The organism is Kitasatospora sp. NPDC056446 (assembly GCF_042796115.1).
GTDB lineage: Bacteria > Actinomycetota > Actinomycetes > Streptomycetales > Streptomycetaceae > Kitasatospora.
On record NZ_JBHTRF010000025.1, the window covers coordinates 35,740 to 49,949 of the forward strand.

The window sequence follows — 14,210 nt, forward strand, 5'->3', positions numbered from 1 at the left end:
CGGCACGGGGTGCGGGTGTACGGGGTGCGGGTGTACGCGAGTCGGGCGGGGTCGGGCGGGGTCAGGCGGGGGCGAACCAGGTGCGGATGCCGAAGGCCAGCCGGACGGCCACGACGGCCATCAGTCCGACACCGAGCGCGTACACGGCGGGGGTGCCGTGGCTCTTGGAGATCACGCCGGCCAGGCCCGCGCCGATCGGCAGCGCGCCCCAGGCGAACAGGCGGTAGATGCTGTTGACCCGGCCCTGGAGGTCCTTGGGGACGAGGGTCTGCCGCAGGACGACGGCCACGGTGTTCCAGGTCACCGAGGCGCACGCGCCCAGGGCCAGGGCGAGTCCGACGGCCCAGGCCCGGGGGACGAGCCAGATGACCAGGTTGCTGCACCCGATCGCGGTGACCACGCTCACCAGCGCCCAGCCGTTGCCGATCCGGCGCACCAGCGAGGGCGAGAGCTTGGCGGCGCTGATCGCGCCCACCGCCTGGCAGGCGACCAGCACGCCGTACCCGAGGTTGGACAGCCCCAGCTCGCGGTGCGCGTAGACGACCAGGACGGCCAGGGCACCGGTGTAGACGAGGTTGATCGCGCCGGCGGTGAACGACAGGTTGCGCAGCAGGCGGTTCTTGAAGAGCCAGCGCAGTCCGGTGGCCATGTCGGTGCGCAGCCGGGGGCGTTCGGCGGCCGGCCGGGGGGTGTGGCCGTCCTGCGGGAGGCGCAGCCGGGTGAGCAGGAACGCGGAGGCGAAGAAGGTCGCGGCGTTGATGCCGAACGGGACGGCCGGGGCGAGCAGGAAGAGCGAGGAGCCGATGAGCGGTCCGACGAACTGGGTGCCGACCGTCTCGGATCCCATGATCCGCCCGTTGGCCGCGACCAGGTGCCGCTCGGGCACCACGGACGGCACCAGGGTCTGGGCGGCGTTGCGGAAGAAGGTCTCGCAGCTGCCGATCAGGAAGAAGCAGGCGTACAGCGCCCAGAGGCTGCCGAAGCCGACGGCGACGGACAGCACGAACGCGGAGATCAGGCAGCCCCGGAACAGGTCGATGCGCACCATCGTCCGGCGCCGGTCGACCCGGTCGACGAGTACGCCGGCCGGGATGCCGAACAGGGCGTAGGGCAGGGTCAGGGCCATGCTGACGCCCGCGATGAGCCGGGGGTCGTCGGTGAAGGTGCTGGCCATCAGGGGCGCGGCGGACATCGACACCCCCTCGCCGATCGACGAGGAGGACGCGGCGGTCCACAGCCTGGTGAACTGCGCGCCGAGCCCGGACCGTTCGTCCGCGTCGTCGGGCCTCGCCTCGGTGGTCAGCGAGCCGTCGCTCTTCACTCGGTTCTCCCCTGTCCGGTGCGGTGGTCGCCGCGTTCGTTGCTGTGGGTGGGGCCGCCCGTGCCGTGGGCGGGCCGCTGCGCGGGACTGCGGGCGGGCCGTCAGCCGAGCGGGAGCGAGCGCAGGAAGTGCAGGCACTGCTCCAGCTGGGCCAGGGTGACGAACTCGTTGGCGGTGTGCGCCTCGGTGATGGCGCCGGGGCCGCAGACCACGGTCGGGATCCCGGCGTGCCCCCAGATGAGGCCGGCCTCGGTCCCGAAGGGCACGAACTCGGGGTCCTCCTTCGCGCCGAGCGCGTCGCGCACCCAGCCGACGAACTCGTGGTCCGGGTCGATGGCGAACGAGGGGGTGTCGGAGAGCTGTTCGGCGAGCACCCCGGCGCTGTCGGACTTCGTCCGCATGTCGGCGAGCACCTCCCCGGTGGCGCGGCGCGCGAGTTCCTCGGCGATGGCGCCGCAGGCGTGGTCGGGGATGTTCCTGACCTCGAACTCCACGACGCAGTTCTCGGGCACGATGTTGGGCTTCACCCCGCCCTCGATCCGGCCGACGTTGATCCAGGAGTGGCCGATGTCGAAGCGGTCGTCGTGCGGGCCCTCGGTGCGGAACGTCTCGTTGAGGGAGGCGGCGTGGCCGATGACGGCGGCGGCGGCGGTGATCGGGTTCGGCAGCAGCGGGGCGAGCGCGGCGTGCTTGGGCTCGCTGCGGAAGCTGATCCGGTGGTTCTGCTTGCCCTTGTGGCCGACCACGACCTTCATCCCGGTCGGTTCGCCGACGATGCAGCCCTGGACCTTGCCCTCCCAGCTGCTCAGTTCGTCGACGAGCCGGCGGGCTCCGACGCAGCCGACCTCCTCCTCGTACGTGAGCACGAGGGTGACGGGGGTGGTGAGGCGTTCGTGGTCGACCCTGGTCAGGATCGCCAGGCAGCAGGCGATGAAGCCCTTCATGTCGGCGGTGCCGCGGCCGACGGCGGCGGTGTCGGTGAGCAGGAGGGCGAAGGGGTCGGTGTCCCACGCCTGCCCTTCGACCGGGACCACGTCCGTGTGCGCCGACCAGACGATGCCGCGCTCGCCGTCCGGGCTCGGGCCCACGGTCGCCACCAGGTTGGCCTTGGTGTGCTCCTCGTTCCAGTGGAGCGTGCCCGTGATGCCGTTGGCGGCGAGCAACTCCTGTACGTAGTCGAGGAGTTCGGTGTTCGACCGGTGGCTGGTGGTGTCGAGGGCCACCAGCCGTCCGAGGATGTCGAGCATGCGGGGGTAGAGGCCGCCGTCGGACGGGCGCAGGGGAATGCCGGATGCCATGGTGACTCGCTCACAGGTCGGACGGACGGTCGGTCCGCGGGGCTTTCGCGCCGGCTTGGGCGCGGGCAGCCGAGCGAGCGCCCGAACCCGGGTGCGATTCGGGCGCTCGTTCGGCTGCGGGAGGGCACGAGGACGGCACGCCGCCGAGGACCGGCGGCGCCCCGTGGGCGGGAGTGCGGGGCGGGGCCCCGGCGCTCACGCCTTCGGGGACAGCCGGCTGTGGCCGACCTCCGCCAGCGACGGTGTCACCGGCTGGCCGTGCGTGGTGAGCCGGAGCAGCTTGCGCACGTGCTTCTCGTCGAGGTCCTTCGTGGTCGCCGAGTGCAGGACGCACCGGTTGTCCCAGACCACCACGTCCAGCGGGCTCCACCTGTGCCGGTAGACGTAGCGCTCGCTGGTGATGTGCGCGATCAGCTCCTCGATGAGGGCGGTGCTCTCCGCCTCCTCCAGCCCGTCGATGCCGACCACGCTGCCGATGATCCGGGGCTGGATGAACAGGGTCTCGCGACCGGTGTCCGGGTGCCGGCGGACCAGCGGGTGGGTGATCTCCGGGGTCTGCTTGCGCTCCTCCGGGCCGATGTACTTCCAGCGGGCCCACGGGTCCTCGCGGTCGGGCGACCACCGGTACTGGTGGCGCACCCGGAGCGTGCGCAGGTACGCCTTGCGCTCCTCGGGCAGCGCCGCGAACGCGGACTCGGCGTCGGCGAACAGGGTGTCACCGCCCTCGGCCGGGATCTCCAGGCCGTGCAGCATCGTCGCGCTGCCCGGGACGAGCTTGTAGGAGTAGTCCGAGTGCCAGCCCTGGCCGGAGGTCTTCATCTCCGGGTTCCGGCCGGGCTCGTTCTGGTTCGACAGGAAGGAGAGGGTCGGCTCCTCGGGGTGGCGCAGCTTGATGACGTGGTGCTCCTCGGGCCGGCCGAAGATCGTGCCGAACTTGGCGAACGTGGCCGCCGGAATGTCCTGGGAGCGGAAGACCAGGACCTTGTGGTCCAGGTAGGTCTCGTAGATCGCGCGTCCGTGCTCCTCGATGAGTTCGGGCGTCAGCCGGAAATCCTTCACTTCCGCGCCGAACGTCTCGGAGACCCGGGTCGCGACGACCGTGGAATCAGCAGTCACTTCATTCCTTCCGTCAGAGTTTCACATTGCCGCGACTTGGCCCGGCGCCGTACCGGTCCGATCTCAGGCGAATTCCTTGCGGAGGAATACGCGGTGCGAGTGCTCGTCCTGTTCGGTATGGGTGACGACGTAGTCGAGGCCCTGGTAAAAGGCGATGTTGTCGACCATTTCGACCCGGGTCCAGAGCCGCACCCCGCGCAGTCCGGCGGACCGCGCCATGTCCTCGACGAGGGCGACGAGCCGCTTCCCGATGCCCTGCCCCTGGCAGGACGGCCGCACCGCGAGGTTCCGCAGGACGAGGTACGGGTCGCCCGTCTCCACCGTCACCATGCCGAGCGTGCCGTCGGCCGAGACCGCGACGTGGCACCGGCCGGACCCGGCGACCTCCCGGTAGTCCAGGAGGAGCGGGGCCGGCGGCTCGTCCACCAGGCCGAGGTACTTTCCGTAGGCCTCCTGCGCGATCTCCGCCAGCGCCTCGCTGTCCGGGGCCGCGGCCGGCCGGATCCGGACGGAGGCTCCGTGCGGGGCGGTCTCCATGTCCTTCCACTTCTGCACAGAGTGCGACGGGGTCACCACCGGTCCGGGTCAGCCGTTCCGGGCGTCCAGCGTCCGTGCCTCGCGGGAACCGTCGAAGTACGGGCTGGCGTAGACCTGCTCGCCGTCGTGCGAGGCGACCTTCTCGTTGAAGTCGCTGCCCACGTCGTAGTTGAAGGTCACCCGCGGGTAGGCGAGCGCCTCCACGCGGCCCTTGTCGTACTGGGCGTCGATCGAGGAGAAGCGCAGGGCGTAGGCCAGCCGGGACGGGATCGGGCCCTCCCCCAGCGGCACGCTGCGGTGCAGGACGTACTTGTCGAAGATCAGGGCGTCACCGGGCTCGAAGGAGTCCTCGACCGCGATGTGGTCCAGCAGGCCCGTCATCTGGGGCGAGTTCAGCAGGCTGTTCTTCAGCACGCTGAAGTCGTCGTAGCCGAGCGCCTCGCCGGCCTCCGCCTGGCTGCGCATGTAGCCGGGCAGCAGGTTGATGTGCTGGTAGACGAACTCGCCGGACAGCCGCTGCTTGGAGACGTACTTCATGCCGCCGCGCTGGCCGTCGGCGGCGATCGGGGACAGCGGCGTCCAGATCGTGTAGCCGGCGTCCTCGCGGCGCTGGAAGCCGAAGCTCTGGGTGCCCACGTGCCAGGGGAACCCGGTGCTCTTGTTCTTCTCCAGCTCGAACCCGAGGCCCTGGGTGAAGAAGACCCTGTGGCCGGTCAGCTTGGCCATCGCGGCGGCGAAGGCACCGTCACCCATGAGTTCGAGGAGCGTCGGGTCGTCGTTGCCGATGTCGTACTTGAGCTTGCTGAAGCCCGAGCCGTAGTTGTCGGCGGGCGGGACGATCTCCGAAGTGCTGAGCTTCTTCATGTGATCGACGAGCCCGGCCGAGAAGACCTGCTTGAGCTTCAGGAATCCGTGCTCCCGGAAGCTCTCCGCGTCCTCGTCACTGACAGTGAATGCCGGGTTAATCATTGAGGAATTCCCCCAGATCTGGTCCACCAGGCCGGCCGCAGGCACCCGCCCCGAGCGGGGTCGAATGGTGAATACCTGCGATACGGCGCGAACGAATGTCCACCGGATGTGCGCCCCAGCGGCGGGCGGCCGGAATGCGGCGCACTCACGACTTCCCTTCGAACATAGCCAACGCCCACCGGTGAGCGCCACCGTCGGAACGTGTTCAGGGGCGTGCACGGACTCTTCCGGCGGGCCGGGCACCGGATATCGGAATTCGGCGTCACGGCATCGGGTCGTACCGGACGACCTCGTCCCGCTCCTCCAGGTGCTCGGCGAACTTCAGCCACTGCTCGGCGTACTGACGGGCCAGCCGGCCCACCATCGACTCGCAGTGCGCGGGCACGGCGCTGCTCAGCCCGGACCACTCCGCCGCGGCGTTGTGCTGGAGGAGCCTCAGGAGCCCCCGCCCCTCCTCCCGCAGCCGCAGCGAGGGGTCCCGTCGCAGTGCCGCCAGCAGCAGGTCGGGCGGCTGCTCGACCGGGCGCTCCGGGCGCGCGGCGTCCTGGCGGGCGCCCGCCGCGGCGGGCCGCGCCTGCGGATCCGCGCGCGGGGCGCCCGCCTCCCCCGGCGCGAAAGGTGACGGGGCGTCACGTGCCGTGTCGGGCCCGGTGTCGGCCGGCGGCAGGCCGGCCTGGACCCGTCGCCGCACGTCACCGGCGGTGGCCGGGGAGATCCCGGCGAGGCGCGCGATCTCGCGCAGCGACGCGTTCGGGTTCTCCGCCAGCACGCCCGCCGCCCGCCACCTGCCCTCGGCGGCGTTCAGCGGGCGGACCCGTCCGTCCTGGCCGACCCGCCTATCCAACTGCGGCGGTGCGGCAGTTGAACGCGCCCGGATCCCGGCGACCGCCTTGGCGCTGAGGCCCGAGGCCTTCGCGACGGCGCGGTCGGACATCTGCGGATGCGTGGCGATGATGCGGGCCGCGGCGGCCCGCCGGTCCCTCAGCGTGAGCGGAAGGCCGTGCGCCACATTGGCCTCGACCGCCCGGAGGAACGCGTCACCGTCGGAGCCGTCGAAGAACTCGACCTCTATCGTCTGCTCTCCCCGCGCCCGGGCCGCCTGGAGACGGTGCATGCCGTCGATCACGGCGAGGTCGGATCTCCGCACCAGGATCGGCGGCAGGCGGTCCTCCACGGAGGCCAGCCTGGCGACGTGCTCCTCGTCCACGCCCTCGGTCCTGGGCGACTCACCGGGCAGGAGCGCGGACATCCGTACTCTGGCGGTCCTGCCCCCCGGCCGGACCCCGGACGGCACCACCACGCCCAACACCATGGATTCGGAGCGGGCCGCCACGGCCCTCTCGACAACTGCTAGCTGCATCCTTCCCCCCTGCGCGTGTCACCGTGTTGTGTGCCCCGTCCCATGCCGAAGGTCGCCGGGTCTCGGCTGTGGATGGCTCTGGGTGCGCGGGGCGTTGACAGTTGATGGGTGCCGGACTCCGACTTCTCGTCAGGGCCCTGTCATTATCATCGGCCGACGCTCCCGCAGTTGTCGAGCTGGAACCGGCTGACTGACGGTGTGACAGAAGACGCTCTGACGTGCTCAAACGCCCCGGCAGACCGGCTCGGGGCGGCGCCCGGCGGCCGGCCCGGCCCGGCGCCGGACACCCTCCGCGCCGGGAACCTCCCAGCCCAGGGCCGCACTGCGGACAACAGTTCGGGCGGCACGGCGGAGCCGCTCCGTCCGCCCGGGCCCCGCGCGGCACGGCCCCCGCTCCCCCGGGGGTGTTTCTCATGACATGTCTGGTCACTACCGCTGGGGCCCCCGTGCTGTGATACTCGGACCCGGCGGGCTCGGTCACGGCGGCCGCCGACGGCTGCCGTTTTCCCGCCCGCTCCCCTGGGCCCCTCCTTCACCAGGCGCCCCTCCGGCCCCAGGGCCACCAACGGCGCGGCCGTCGACACCGTGGTCTCCGCGCCGCCTTCCCCGGTCCCCCTAGGGCCTAGGGACACCCCACCTTCGACCCGACGTCGGCAGAGCCCTCTGCGCGCGGTGACGATCCGTCATGTCCCCGTGCGCGAAAGGCCGGACTCTGCGCCGAGGAGAGGGATTCCTCCCCATGAAGAACTCAGGAACGCCGCCGGCGCTCGTGCCCCAGGCCGAGGCCGGCGACGTCGGACCCGGATGGCGCCGCAACGCCCTCCGGGACGTCGGAGCCCGGCTCACCGACCCCGGCTTCCCCTGCGTGTTCGCCCGGAACGCCTACCGCAAGGGGCTGTTGAGGTTCGTCTTCGCCGACGACGGCGGACCGCGCGGGATCGAACAGCTGGGCACCGGGCTCACGGACTACGTCCAACTGTCCCGGCGGTGGGACGACACCCTGGACACGGCGTACCCGCTCGTCGCCGTGTTCGCACCCGACGCCGTGCCGACAAGCTCCCTGGCCGGCCACCACGCCTTCGGCTGGCGGGTCCTCCAGGACCTGCACGCCCGGGACCCGGAGCCGTGGCCCGAGGGGGTCGGCAAGGACCCCGAATCGGCGTCCTGGTCCCTGTGCTTCAACGGCATGGCCCTCTTCGTCAACATGAGCAGCCCCGCCCACCGGGTGCGCCGCAGCCGCAACCTCGGCCGGCACTTCGCCCTCGTCATCAACCCGCGCGAACGCTTCGACGTGTTCGCCGGCGACACCCCGAGCGGCCGCAAGGTCCGCGCCAACATCCGCGGCCGGATCGGCCGTTACGACGGCACCCCGCACGCCCCGCAGCTCGGCTCGTACGGCGCCGGCGCGCTCGAATGGCTCCAGTACGGCCTCGTCGAGGAGAACCGGGACCGCACCGACCGGTGCCCGTTCGCCTTCCGCGGCGCCTGAACCGGCCCTGCCCGGACCGCACAGCCCCCGTCCCCACCCGGATCCCGACCGAACGACGCGACGCGGCACGCCCGCGTGAGAGAGGTAGTCCCGACCGATGATTGACCTGATCGTCTCCCAGGGCCGTGTGGCCGACCGGGCCGCCTGGATGATCGAGGGCGCGGCGCGCACCGCACGGGCGCTGGAGGAGCGCTACCGGCTGAAGGGCCGGTACATCGGCACACCCGCGCCGCCCGCGCGGGACGACTGGCGGGTCAGCCTCCCCCAGGCCCGGGAGACCCTGCTCGGACTGGGCGAGGCCGTCACCCGGAGCCTGCGCGGCGGCCACCTCACCACCGTGGTCGCCAACACCTGCTCGGTCGGCCTCGCCACGCTGCCCGCGGTGGCCCGCGAGCACCCCGACGCCGTCGTGCTCTACGTCGACGGGCACGGCGACTTCAACACCCCGGACACCACCGACACCGGGTACCTCGGCGGCATGGTGCTCTCCGGCGCGTGCGGGCTGTGGGACAGCGGACACGGCGCCGGGCTCCGCCCCGAACAGGCCGTCCTGGTCGGCTCCCGCGACATCGACGCCCGGGAACGGGACCTCATCCACGCGGCCGGCGTACGGGTCATCCCCCCGAAGGAGGCCACGGCGGACGCGGTGCTCGCCGCCGTCGGCGACGCGCCGGTCTGGGTCCACATCGACTGGGACGTGCTCGACCCTGGCTCCGTACCCGCCGACTACACCGTGCCGGACGGCATGCTCCCGGCCCAGATCCGGGACATCTTCGAAGCGATCCCCGCCGACCGGCTGATCGGCGTCGAGATCGGCGAGCTCAACGCCCCGGCGGACAGCGACCGGGCCGACGCCGCGGTCGGCGTCATCCTCGACATGGTCGCCCCCGCGTTCGAGTCCGTCCGGGCCCGGCGGTGACGACCGCGCCCCCGGCCCGCGCCGCACACCCCGGCCCGGCCACCCTCCCGTTCAGCAAGATGCACGGCGCCGGGAACGACTTCGTGGTGCTCGACCTGCGCGACGCGCCCGACCCGTCACCGGAGCTGTGCCGGGCGCTGGCCGACCGCCGCCTGGGCGTCGGCTGCGACCTGGTCCTCGGCGTCCGGCCACCGCGCAGCGCCACCGCCGCCGCCTCCTTCGGCATCTGGACGGCGGACGGATCACCGTCGGCGCAGTGCGGCAACGGCGCCCGCTGCGTCGCGGCCTGGCTGGTCCGCGCGGGCCTGGCCGCCGGCCCCCGGTTCGACCTGGACAGCCCCAGCGGGACGCACCGGGTCGACGTACTCGACAACGGCGCCTTCCGCATCGCCCTCGCCGTGCCGCGGTTCGCCCCCGAGCAGGTCCCGCTGTTCGGCTACGACCGCGAACAGGACGGCTACGAAGCCGTCCTGGCGGACGGGACCGCCGTCCGGTTCGCCGCCGTCTCGGTCGGCAACCCGCACGCCGTGATCGAGGTCGACGACCCCCGCACCGCGCCCGTCGCCCGGATCGGCCGGCTCGTCCGGGACTCGGGCCTGTTCCTGCCCACGGTCAACGTGGGCTTCGCCGCGGTGGAGGCCCGCGACCGGGTACGCCTGCGGGTCCACGAGTACGGCGCCGGCGAGACCCCCGCCTGCGGCAGCGGCGCCTGCGCCGCCGCAGCCGTACTGATGCGGCTCGGCCGCGTCGACCGCGACGTGTCCGTCCTCATGCCCGGCGGCGAACTCCGGATCAGCTGGCCGGACGACACCGCGGACCTGCTCCTGACCGGCCCCACCGCATTCGCCTACGAAGGACACTTCCCCCTTGCCTCTGTATGACAGCATCCTCGACACCATCGGCCGCACCCCGATCGTCCGGCTGAACCGGATGGCCCCCGACCACACCAGCGTCTACGTGAAGGTGGAGTCCTTCAACCCCGGCGGCTCGGTCAAGGACCGGCTCGCGCTCTCCGTCGTCCTGGACGCCGAGGCGAAGGGCGAACTCAAACCCGGCGACACCATCGTCGAATGCACCTCCGGGAACGTCGGCATCGCCCTGGCGATGGTGGCCGCCGCCCGCGGCTACCGGTTCGTGGCCGTCATGGGCGACACCTACTCGGTCGAACGGCGCAAGCTGATCCGCGCCTACGGCGGCCGGGTCCTCCTCTTCCCCGGATCCGAGGGCAGCAAGGGCGGCAACCGGATAGCCGACGAACTGGCCGCGAAGCACGGGTGGTTCCGCGCCCGGCAGTTCGACAACCCGGCGAACCCCGCCTACCACCGCGAGACCACGGCCGCCGAGATCCTCGGCGACTTCGCCGGAAAGCGCCTCGACTACTTCGTCACCGGCTTCGGCACCACCGGCACGCTCACCGGCGTCGGCCAGATGCTGAAGCTCGCCCGCCCGGAGGTGCGCGTCGTCGTCCTCGAACCCGGCAACGCCGCCGTACTGGCCGGCCGGGAGTGGAACACCCACCGGATCCAGGGCCTGGCCCCCAACTTCGTCCCCGGCGTGCTCGACCCCAGCGTCATCGACGACCTGGTGACCATGGACGAGACGGTGGCCCGCGACACCGCCCGCCGCCTGGCCGCCGAGGAGGGGATCTTCGCCGGGATCTCCGCCGGCGCCACACTGGCGACCGCCCTGCGGGTCGCCGAGGAGGCGCCCGAGGGATCCGTCCTGCTCGCCATGCTGCCGGACACCGGCGAACGCTACCTGTCCACCTTCCTGTTCGACGGGGTGAACGAGGGCTCCGACGACGAGTGGCTGGCCTCGCTGGACGCCGGGTCCGGCAACTGACCCGACGGGAGCAGGCGCATGAGCGAGTTCATCCCGCGGGCCACCCGCTACGTCGACCTGCCCACCGGCTTCCCGATGCGCAACGGCGGCACCCTCACCGGGGCACGCATCGCCTACGAGGCCCTCGGGCGGCTCAACCCGGAACGCGACAACGCCGTCCTGCTCCTCACCGGCCTCTCGCCCGACGCCCACGCGGCGTCGGGCCCCGAGGACCCCTGCCCCGGCTGGTGGGAGGGCATGGTCGGACCGGGCCGGCCCGTGGACACCGACCTCTGGTACGTGGTCTGCGTCAACTCCCTGGGCAGCTGCAAGGGTTCCACCGGCCCCGCGTCGATCGACCCGCGCACCGGCGAGCCCTACCGGCTCTCCTTCCCGGAGCTCGCCATCGAGGACATCGCCGACGCCGCGGCCCACACCGTGCGGGCCCTCGGCATCACCCGGCTGGCCTGCGTGGTGGGCACCTCGATGGGCGGGATGACCGCGCTGGCCCTGCTCGCCCGGCACCCCGGGCTGGCCCGCACCCACATCAACCTCTCCGGGGCCGTGCACGCGCTGCCGTACGCGATCGCGGTCCGCTCCCTGCAACGCGAGGCGATCCGCTCCGATCCGCGCTGGCGCGGCGGCCGTTACAGCGAGCAGGACCCTCCCCGGCAGGGCATGGTCACCGCCCGCAAGCTCGGCATGATCACCTACCGCTCCGCCCGGGAGTGGGACGCCCGGTTCGGGCGGGCCCGCACGGACGCGGCGGACTCGGCCGGGCGGGCGGAGTTCGAGGCGACGTTCGGGTCGGCACCCAGGGCGACGTTCGAGGCGGCGTTCGAGGTCGAGCGGTACCTCGAATTCCAGGCCCGCCGCTTCGCCGCCCGGTTCGACCCCAACAGCTACCTCTACCTCAGCCACGCCATGGACCAGTTCGACCTGGGTGCCCCCGACGGCTCCGGCGGTCCCGGCGGCCCCGACAGCTCCGGCGGTCCCGACAGCTCCGGCGGCCGGGACGGACCCGACGGCGTCGCCCGGGCGCTGGCGCGGCTGCGCCTCGGCAAGGCCCTGGTGATGGGTGCGCGCACCGACACCCTGTTCCCCCTCCGGCAGCAGGCAGAGATCGCCGCCGGGCTCTCGGCCGGCGGGACCGAGGTCACCTTCCTGCCGGTGGACACCCCGGTCGGCCATGACGCCTTCCTCGTCGACATCGAGCGCTTCGGTCCGCCGGTGGCGAAGTTCCTGGCACTCGCCCACTGACCGTCACTGATGGGTCGTCAACTATTGGCCCATCAGGGCGCTCTCACACCGAACGAGACGGAGACCACCGTGTCCGCGCAGCCCCGCACCCTGGCCCTCGTCACCGGCGCGAACCGCGGCATGGGCCTCGAAATCGCCCGCCGGCTCGCCGAGCACGGCAGCCGGGTGCTCCTCAGCGGCCGCGACCCCGACGCCGTCACCCGGGCGGCGACGGCCCTGCGCGACGACGGCCTGGACGTCGAACCCCTGGTGCTCGACGTCACCGGCACCGACAGCATCGCCGCCGCGGCAGCCGAGATCACCGGCCGGCACGGCCGCCTCGACATCCTGGTCAACAACGCGGCGATCCGCATCGAGGAGTACGGCCGACGGCCCTCCGAGCAGCCGCTCGACCGCTGGCGCCGGACCTTCGACACCAACCTGTTCGGCGTCGTCGAGACGACCGTCGCGCTGCTGCCCCTGATCCGGAGCTCGCCGGCCGGCCGCATCGTCAACGTCTCCAGCCTCCTCGCCTCCCTGACCACGCACACCGACCCGGCCTCGTACGCCTACAGCGACACCTTCAAGTCGCTTCCGGCGTACAGCGCTTCCAAGAGCGCCCTGAACTCCTGGACGGTGCACCTCGCCTACGAGCTGCGCGACACCCCGGTCAAGGTGAACGCCGTCCACCCCGGGTACACCAAGACCGGCATGAACGACGGCGCGGGCGACCTGGAGATCCCGGAGGGCGCCGCCACCAGCGTCGCCATGGCCCTGCTGCCCGACGACGGCCCGACCGGAACCTATGTGCACCTGGGGAACGTCGTGCCCTGGTAGCCGACCGCTCGCCCCGCCCCACCGAACGGCCGACTCCTCCGCTCCCCCACGATTGGACGCGCCCCATGGGTACCCTCGCCTTGGTCACCGACGCCGTGAGCCTCCCGCTCGACCACGACATGCCCCCCTTGCTGGCCGCGTGCGACACGGTCGGCCTCGCCGCCGAGGTGTGCCACTGGGACGACGGGGCCGTCGACTGGTCCCGCTTCGAGGCCGTCCTGTTCCGCTCGCCCTGGACCTGGGCGGACCGGCGGGCCGAGTTCCTGGACTTCTGCGACCGCGTCTCCCGCGTGACCCGCCTGCTCACCCCGCCGCCCCTGGTCCGCTGGGCGCTCGACAAGCGCTACCTGGCCGAACTCGCCGCCGCGGGGGTGCCGGTCGTCCCGACCACGATCGTCGAACCGGGCGCGGCCGCGCTCCCGGCGGTCCGGGACTTCCTCGCCACCCACCCGCGGGCCGCCGGATTCGTCGTCAAGCCGAACGACGCCTGCTACTCCAAGAACGTCCGCCGCTTCGCCGCTTCGGAGGGGGAGGAGGCGGCCCGTCACATCGGGTGGCTGCTCGCTGACGGCAGCCACGCCGTCCTCCAGCCCTACGTGGAGTCCGTCGACCGGCATGGCGAGACCGACCTGACCTTCTTCGACGGCGTCTACAGCCACGCCATCCGCAAGGGCGCCATGCTCCTCCCGGACGGCACGGTGCACGTACCCACGCTGGACTTCCGCACGGCCCGCGCCGCCGACGAGGACGAACGCGCCGTCGGGGCGGCCGCGTTGGCCGCCGCCGCGGCGGCCGTGGGCCTCGACCGCCCACTGGTCTGCGGCCGGGTCGACCTGCTCCGCGGGCCGGACGGCACCCCGATGGTGCTGGAGATGGAACTGTGCGAGCCCTCGCTGAACCTGGACTTCGGCCCGGACAGCGCGCTGCGCCTCGCCGAGGTGCTGGCCGATCGGCTCACGTCGCCCGGGGCGTAACGGCGGTGGGCGGTTGCGGCCACGAGCCGAGGTCGACGGCCGGGCAGGTGTAGAACGTCCGGACGCGCTCGGGGAGCCTGCCGTACGGCGTGCCACGTGCCCCGCCCCGCGTCACCTGTCACTGTGGTGACGGAATCCGCACTCGCCACGTGCCTCGGCCGGGCACACGTGTTTGACCGGATCTGCACTCCCAACAGATGGTTGAACATGCAATGATCCGGCTGCCAGCCGCCCGCAGCCGGACATGCCCCGCCGACGCCGCCCGGGGCGGGGCCGCACCCCCGACCGACCGGACGCGTGAACACCGGGACGAGCACGAGATGCGAGACG

At 72.4% G+C, this 14,210-nt stretch carries 13 protein-coding genes; 7 read left to right on the forward strand and 6 right to left on the reverse strand.

Features of this window, described 5'->3' with window-relative positions; genetic code table 11:
- Window positions 1-61: 61 nt before the first annotated feature.
- From ACFQ6N_RS17780 to ACFQ6N_RS17805, 6 genes are all read right to left on the reverse strand, one after another.
- Entirely contained in the window at window positions 62-1,321 is a 1,260-nt protein-coding gene (locus tag ACFQ6N_RS17780) for an MFS transporter (RefSeq protein WP_380649981.1), read from the reverse strand.
- Between the two features lie 101 nt (window positions 1,322-1,422).
- Entirely contained in the window at window positions 1,423-2,619 is a 1,197-nt protein-coding gene (gene argE, locus ACFQ6N_RS17785) for an acetylornithine deacetylase (RefSeq protein ID WP_380649982.1), read from the reverse strand.
- Between the two features lie 195 nt (window positions 2,620-2,814).
- A complete protein-coding gene (locus ACFQ6N_RS17790; RefSeq protein ID WP_380649983.1) occupies window positions 2,815-3,735 on the reverse strand; it encodes a TauD/TfdA dioxygenase family protein in 921 nt (306 codons plus the stop codon).
- 63 nt (window positions 3,736-3,798) lie between these two features.
- On the reverse strand, window positions 3,799-4,272 hold the full coding sequence (locus ACFQ6N_RS17795; RefSeq protein WP_380649984.1) for a GNAT family N-acetyltransferase: 474 nt from the start codon (window positions 4,270-4,272) through the stop codon (window positions 3,799-3,801).
- A 48-nt stretch (window positions 4,273-4,320) separates the two neighbouring features.
- Window positions 4,321-5,241: a phytanoyl-CoA dioxygenase family protein gene (locus ACFQ6N_RS17800; RefSeq protein ID WP_380649985.1), complete on the reverse strand. Its 921-nt coding sequence runs from the start codon at window positions 5,239-5,241 to the stop codon at window positions 4,321-4,323.
- A gap of 262 nt (window positions 5,242-5,503) precedes the next feature.
- Entirely contained in the window at window positions 5,504-6,490 is a 987-nt protein-coding gene (locus tag ACFQ6N_RS17805) for a transcriptional regulator (protein WP_380649986.1), read from the reverse strand.
- 850 nt (window positions 6,491-7,340) lie between these two features.
- Between ACFQ6N_RS17805 and ACFQ6N_RS17810 the strand changes: the two genes are divergently transcribed.
- From ACFQ6N_RS17810 to ACFQ6N_RS17840, 7 genes are all read left to right on the forward strand, one after another.
- Window positions 7,341-8,090: a YqcI/YcgG family protein gene (locus tag ACFQ6N_RS17810; protein WP_380649987.1), complete on the forward strand. Its 750-nt coding sequence runs from the start codon at window positions 7,341-7,343 to the stop codon at window positions 8,088-8,090.
- Window positions 8,091-8,187: 97 nt separating this feature from the next.
- On the forward strand, window positions 8,188-9,009 hold the full coding sequence (locus ACFQ6N_RS17815; RefSeq protein ID WP_380649988.1) for an arginase family protein: 822 nt from the start codon (window positions 8,188-8,190) through the stop codon (window positions 9,007-9,009).
- The gene (gene dapF / locus ACFQ6N_RS17820) at window positions 9,006-9,890 is read left to right on the forward strand and encodes a diaminopimelate epimerase (protein WP_380649990.1); all 885 of its coding nucleotides are present in this window, start codon (window positions 9,006-9,008) and stop codon (window positions 9,888-9,890) included. The genes ACFQ6N_RS17815 and dapF overlap by 4 nt, the downstream gene beginning before the upstream one ends.
- Complete coding sequence (cysK, locus tag ACFQ6N_RS17825; RefSeq protein WP_380649992.1) at window positions 9,877-10,851, forward strand: cysteine synthase A; 975 nt, start codon at window positions 9,877-9,879, stop codon at window positions 10,849-10,851. Before dapF ends, cysK begins: the two co-directional genes overlap by 14 nt.
- Before the next feature lie 18 nt (window positions 10,852-10,869).
- Window positions 10,870-12,090, forward strand: a complete 1,221-nt coding sequence (locus tag ACFQ6N_RS17830; protein WP_380649994.1) for a homoserine O-acetyltransferase — start codon at window positions 10,870-10,872, stop codon at window positions 12,088-12,090.
- Between the two features lie 69 nt (window positions 12,091-12,159).
- Window positions 12,160-12,906, forward strand: coding sequence for an SDR family oxidoreductase (locus ACFQ6N_RS17835; protein WP_380649996.1), 747 nt, complete (start codon window positions 12,160-12,162; stop codon window positions 12,904-12,906).
- Between the two features lie 65 nt (window positions 12,907-12,971).
- Window positions 12,972-13,880, forward strand: a complete 909-nt coding sequence (locus ACFQ6N_RS17840) for a RimK family alpha-L-glutamate ligase (protein WP_380649998.1) — start codon at window positions 12,972-12,974, stop codon at window positions 13,878-13,880.
- Window positions 13,881-14,210 lie beyond the last annotated feature (330 nt).